The organism is Streptomyces aurantiacus JA 4570, from assembly GCF_000414115.1.
In the GTDB taxonomy this organism is placed as follows: domain Bacteria; phylum Actinomycetota; class Actinomycetes; order Streptomycetales; family Streptomycetaceae; genus Streptomyces; species Streptomyces aurantiacus_A.
On record NZ_AOPZ01000160.1, the window covers coordinates 1 to 5,906 of the forward strand.

General features: G+C 74.7%; 5 protein-coding genes. All 5 read right to left on the reverse strand.

Going from position 1 to position 5,906, the window contains the following annotated elements; all coding sequences use genetic code 11:
• A partial coding sequence (locus tag STRAU_RS17190; RefSeq protein ID WP_106967952.1) for an AMP-binding protein occupies positions 1 to 1,739 on the reverse strand: 1,739 nt, incomplete at its 3' end.
• A 155-nt stretch (positions 1,740 to 1,894) separates the two neighbouring features.
• Entirely contained in the window at positions 1,895 to 2,494 is a 600-nt protein-coding gene (locus STRAU_RS17195; RefSeq protein ID WP_016641617.1) for a lytic polysaccharide monooxygenase auxiliary activity family 9 protein, read from the reverse strand.
• 175 nt (positions 2,495 to 2,669) lie between these two features.
• Positions 2,670 to 3,317: a nucleoside/nucleotide kinase family protein gene (locus tag STRAU_RS17200; RefSeq protein WP_016641618.1), complete on the reverse strand. Its 648-nt coding sequence runs from the start codon at positions 3,315 to 3,317 to the stop codon at positions 2,670 to 2,672.
• A gap of 67 nt (positions 3,318 to 3,384) precedes the next feature.
• The gene (locus tag STRAU_RS17205; RefSeq protein WP_106967953.1) at positions 3,385 to 4,680 is read right to left on the reverse strand and encodes an SPFH domain-containing protein; all 1,296 of its coding nucleotides are present in this window, start codon (positions 4,678 to 4,680) and stop codon (positions 3,385 to 3,387) included.
• Between the two features lie 61 nt (positions 4,681 to 4,741).
• A partial coding sequence (locus STRAU_RS17210; RefSeq protein ID WP_037660042.1) for a peptidoglycan-binding protein occupies positions 4,742 to 5,906 on the reverse strand: 1,165 nt, incomplete at its 5' end.

Below are 5,906 nucleotides of genomic sequence, written 5' to 3' on the forward strand. Positions count from 1 at the left end.
CCGCCGCTCCGCGGCGGTTCTCCCACCCGCCCGCCCCGGCTCGCCCCACGGGACGCAGTCGGCACCTCAGCCCTGGCCCCCAACCCCAGCAAGCCCTCCCTCCCCCTCTCCCTGAACTCCCCCACAACCCCCGCCACATCAGCCTCCCCGAACTCCCGATACGCCCCGCTCCCACGCGGCCGCCACCACACCGGCCCCGCGCAGCGGAACCCCTCCCCCCGCAATACCCCCCGCGCCACCTTGTTCGTGGCCGTCACCGGCAGCCGGGGCAGGACCCGGACGAACCGGGGCGCCATCTTCGTCCCCAAGTCCCCCTGCGCCAGCAGGAACTCCGCGAAGGCGAGCGGGTCGAAGACCTCGCCGTCGCGGAGGGCGAGCGCGGCCATGACCTGGTCCCCGGCGACGGGGTCCGGCACGGCGTACACGGCGGCGCCCACCACCGGCTCCCAGCGCGCGAGGATCGCCTCGATCACCGCGGCCGCGAGGTTCTCGCTGTCGACCCGCAGCCGGTCGTCCGCGCGCCCGGCGAAGTAGAGGTACCCGGCCGCGTCGCGGTAGAAGAGGTCCCCGGTCCAGTACCACCCGTCGCCGCGCACCCGCTCCGCGTCGGCCTCGGGATTGCGCCAGTAGCCCTCGAAGGGACTGCGCCCCCGGTTGACCAGCTCGCCGATCGCCGCGTCCCCGTTCAGCAGCCGCCCGCCCGGGCCGAACTCGGCCGGGGCGCACTCCGCGCCCGTGTCCGGGTCGAGCACGGCGAGGTCGTCCCCGGGCGCGGCCCGCCCGATCGCCCCGTCGGGCGTCCCGGCCGTGCGCTGGACGGCCGCGCCGCCCTCCGACGACCCGTACCCCTCGACGAGCCGCACCCCGAACCGCTCCTCGAACCGCCGCGCGTCCACCGCCCCGGCCTCCGTGCCGAAGCCGACGCGCAGCCGGTGCGCGCGGTCGTCGTCGCGTGCGGGCGTAGCGAGGATGTACTGCACGGCACGGCCCACGTACGTGAAGTACGTCGCCCCGAAGTCCCGTACGTCGTCGAGGAATCCGGACGCCGAGAAGCGCCGCCGCAGCGCGATCCCGGCGCCGGCGGCGAGCGCGGGCGCCCAGTCGGCGATCACCGCGTTGCCGTGGAACATGGGCATGCAGATGTAGTGCACGTCGTCGGCGCTTACACCGAAGTGGGTCACGAGGGAGCGGCCCGCCGCCGCGAGCCGCCGCTGGCTGCACAGGGCGGCCTTGGGCGCGCCGGTCGACCCGGAGGTGAAGTAGAGGAGCATCCGGCTCGCCGGGGTGACGGCCGCCGACACCGACGGCTCGGCGCCCTCGTACGGCGCGAGGAGTTCCGCGTACGCGGCGGTGTCGGTGACCAGGACGCGCACGCCCGGCAGTTCGAGGCCGGTGAGCAGCGGCAGGTGGGCCCGCTCGGTGAGCAGGACCTGGCAGTCGGTGTGCCGGATGTCGCGGGCGAGTTCGGCGCCGCGCCGCGTCGGGTTGATCCCGGCGACGGCCACCCCGGCCAGCGCGGCGGCACTCAGCCACAGCGGATATTCAGGGGTGTTGTCGAGCAGGATCCCGATGTGCGGCTCGCGGCGCGGGCTCAGCAGGTCGCGCAGCAGCGCGGCCCGTGCCGCGGCGCCCGCGGCGACCTGGTGGTGGCTGAGCACCAGGTCCTCGAAGCGCAGCCCGGGGCGGTGATCGCCCCACCGCGCCCGCACCAGTTCCGCGACTGTTCCGTCGAGTTCCATGGCGGCGCACGGTAGTTGACGCATCGTCAGAAGTGGAGAGTCTGCGCACGCCGTCACCGTGGCGGCGTACGGCGTGCGCAGAACTTACCCGTGGGGGGTGGCGGGACCGCCGAGGACCGTCAGGCCCGTCAAGGCCATCAGGACTGCCAGGGCCGTCAGAACTGGACGTCCGAGCAGGCGTAGAACGCGTTCGACGTGTCGTGGACGGTCCACACCGCCACGATCACGTGGTGACCGCTGCGGCCGCCGGGGATCGTGCCGCTGTGCGACAGGGTCGCGGGCGGCTGCTGGCCGCCGTAGGGCACGTTGAGGAACGGCTGGGTGTCGAGCGCCGCCCGCGTGACCGGCTGGCCCTCGTTCCAGCCCTGCTTGGTGATGTAGTACTTGAAGTCCGTGGTGCGGTGCCGTGCCGTGAACTGCCAGCGGAAGCTGTAGTTCTGACCGGCCGAGACCTTCGTCGTGGGCCAGGCGCCGCCGCCCGGCTTGGTCGCCTTGTCCAGCGAGCTGAAGCCCGCGATGCCGGCGGAACATATCTTTCCGTCGGCCGGACCGCCGCCGGGGAAGCCCTTGGGGCCCTCGACGCTCTGCGGTTCGTACTGGATCGCGCCGCAGCCGGTCACCACGCCCTTGGCGCAGTTGATCTGACGGCTTGCTGGCAGGTCGGTGTAGCCATGGCTGCTGGCGCCGCCGGTCGAGAGCACGAACGCTCCCACCGTCGCCATCCCGAGCATGGCCGCGGAGATCTTCTTTCGCATGCTGCCGCTCCTGAAGAACGTGGGGGTGTTCCATGAGCCGTGCGCGCGCTTACGGTCGTGCGTCGCCCGTCGAGGCACCGTCGGTTCCCGAGACTGCTGCGTACCTCTGGGGCGATGGGGGGGGTGTGTCATGTGCTGGTGATGCGGGGAAGTGCGGTCTAGACCAAGTCTCAGATTATGGCGAGCAGTTGAACATGTCCATACCAATCGTGGAGAGGATCCGGTCGCACCGCCCGCGCGATTCCTCCACAAGTTCACCGTTCGGAGCGTCGTTGTCCGCCACCCAGGCCCGCGCCTCCCGCGGCCCTCGACCACCGGCCAACTGCCGCTCCACCAGCCGCGTTCGGCGTACGTCGCCGGGCGCGTCGACGTACCAGCAAGCCGCCATCAGCTTCCGCGCCGCCCGCCACCCCGGCAGGTCGCAGGCCAGGTAGTTGCCCTCGGTGACCACGAGCCGCGCGGCGGGCGGGACGCGGTGGCGCGCGGCGACGGGCTCGTGGAGGGTGCGGTCGTAGTCGGGTACGTAGATGTCGGCGCCGCTCGCGGTGTCGTCGAGGACCCGGCGCAGCAGGGCCACGTACCCGTGCACGTCGAAGCTCGGCTCCGAGCCCTTGCGGGAGGTCAGGCCGAGGCGCTCCAACTGGGCGTTGGAGAGGTGGAAGCCGTCGAGGGGGAGGTAGGCGGCGCCCTCGCCGATCGCGGCGACCAGGGCGCGGGCGAGCGTGGACTTCCCGGCGCCGGGCGGGCCCGCGAGGCCCACGACGACGCGGGGGCCGCGCGCGGTCAGTTCCCAGGCGTCCGCCGCCAGTCGCGTCAGCTTCATGGGCGGGGACTCTACGACGACCCGACCCGACCCGACCCGCCGTACCGCCTGACCGCCGGAACCGCCCCTAGGCCCCCTCGCCGCCGCCCCGGCCCGTGCAGAACGCCACCGTCAGGTCCTTCACCAGCGCCGTGCGCTCGTAGTCGTCGAGCTCGACCAGGCCCCGCGCGGTCAGCCGGGTCACCGTGTCCTCCACGGAGTCCACCACCGACGTGAGCACGCTGTCGCGGTGGCGCGCGTCGAGCGCGGCGATCCGGCGGCGGTGCATGGCGGCGGCGACCTCCGGCGCGTACTCGATGCGCGTCGGCTGCACGGAGAAGACCTCCACGCCCACCGGCTCCGCCTGCGCCGCGAGCGCCCGCGTCAGCGCGTCGCCGACCGCCTCCGCGTCCCGCAGGGTCGGCGCCTCGTCGTGGAAGGCGTCGGCGGGCAGCCCGGACAGGACCCGCGCGGTGCTCGCCTCGACGCACTCGCGCAGATACTCCTGGTGGTCCGCGACGGCGAGCGTCGCCCGCGCGGTGTCCCTGACCCGCCACACCACGAGCACCACGACGCGCAGCGCGACCCCGGAACGGTCCACGGCGGCCATCGGCTCGCTGCGCCAGTGCCGCAGGCGTACGTCGACACGGCGCCGCAGCAGCAGCGGGTTCACCCACAGCAGCCCGGTGCGCCGCACGCTCCCCCGGTACCGGCCGAACAGCGTGAGCACCCACGCCCCGCCGACCCGGCCCCGCGCGAGCCCGCCGAACCCGAAGAGCGCGAGCACCCCGGACCCGGCGAGCGCGGTCCACTGCGCCCCGGAGATCCCGGCCGCCCCGGCCCCGCCGTGCCCCGGCAGCCCGGCGAGCCGCACCACCGGCCCGGGCAGCACCCCCGCCCACCACAGCGCGAGCAGGCACCCGGCCACGCCCACACTCCCGCCGATCACCCCGGCCGCCCCGGGCAGCACCCGGGCACGACGCTCGACGAGCCCGGGGTCGGCGACATCGGGGGCGGACGGCGCGGCCTGCGCGGACGACAAGGTCGACGCGGCCGACGCGGCCGACGCAGGCGAAGTCGTGGACGCAGCCGCAGCCGCAGCCGCAGCCGCAGACCCCGACGGCCGCCCCACCCGCCGCGCCCCACCCGAAGCCCCACCCGCAAGGACCGGCTCCCGCCGCACCACCGTCGGCCCGACCGGCACCGCCCCCATGTCCTGGGGGTCGTCACGGAAGAGCAGGTGGACGGGGATCTCCGTCGTGGCCTCGCTGTGGATCAGGCGCGACGGACGCCCGGCGAGCCCCGAAGGACCGGGCGGGCCGGAAGGAACGGCCGGGCCCGCCCCCTCGCCGGGGTCCCGCGGCCGCTGTGTCGTCGTACTCATCCGTGCCTCCGTCATGAGTTCCGTACCGCGCGAGGAGTCCTCACGCGAAGACCAGGGCCCCTCACGCGAAGAGCCGCCGCCACGTCTCCGGCCCCGGCATCCCGTCGGCCGCCCCGCCCCGCCACCCCTGCGCCCGCTGGAACGCCTCGACCGCGCGCCGGTCCGCCTCGCCCCAGCGCGGCCCGGGCCCCTCGGCGTAGTGCTTGCCGAAGCCCCTGCGCACGAGCTGCCGGCCGAGCTGGGTCACGTACGCGCTGGACCGGCCCGGCCGGAAGTGCGCCTTGCCGGGGAAGGCCGGGGCCCCGGCAGCCCCGGGCCGAACCCCCTCCGGACCGCCGCCGGGGCGGCCGTCGGGGCCGCCTGCCGTACCGCCCGGAATGTCCTTGCCCTTCCCGCCCACCAGGTACGACCACGTCGTCGGCCCCGGCAGCCCGTCCGCGTCGGCGCCGGTCCAGCCCTGCGCCCGCTGGAACGCCCGAGTCGCCCCGAGGTCGGCGTCGCTCCAGCGCGGGCCGGGGCCCGTGCGGTAGAAACGGCCGCCGCCACGGGCGACCAGCATCTCGCCGAGCCGCGTGACGTGCTTGTTGTCGGCGCCGGGCCCGAAGTGCCCCGCCCCCGGGAACCGCGCCGGCGCGGCCTGGCCGGAGCCGGGCCCCCCGGCGCTGCCGGGCTCGCCGGAGCCGGGCTCGCCGGTCGGGCGCAGCCCTTTGTAGCGGTACGCCAGATAGCGGTCGCTGTCGGTCCAGTACGCGTACGGCGTGGCCTGCCTGCGGGTGTGCGGGCGGGCCTGCTCATAGGCGAGGTAATAGGTACGGGTGTAGTCGGTCCAGCCGCCGAACAGTGTCACGTGCGAACCTCTCTCCGGGTTCGCCGGATTGTGGAACAGGAGAATGTCGCCGGGTTGCAGCTCGTCCTTGGAGATTCGCGTCCCGTACTGGCCGAGGCTGCCCGTCCATTCGTTTCCGCCGAGATTCCAGGCCATCGAGACATAGCCCGAGCAGTCCTGCCGGTATCCGTCGGACCAGAACTTCCGCATGCTGTACGGAACCTTCGCGGCGACCCACACCTTGGCCCGGGTGATGATCTCGGCGCGAGTCGTGGGGCGGGGCGGGGCGCTCCTGCCGGGCGCGCCGTGCAGGGCGCTCTGCCCGCCCTGCGGGGTGTCGGGGCCGTCCGCTCCGGGCAGTCCGTCCGGGGCCCGGGGGCCGCCCGCCCGCGCCGCGTCG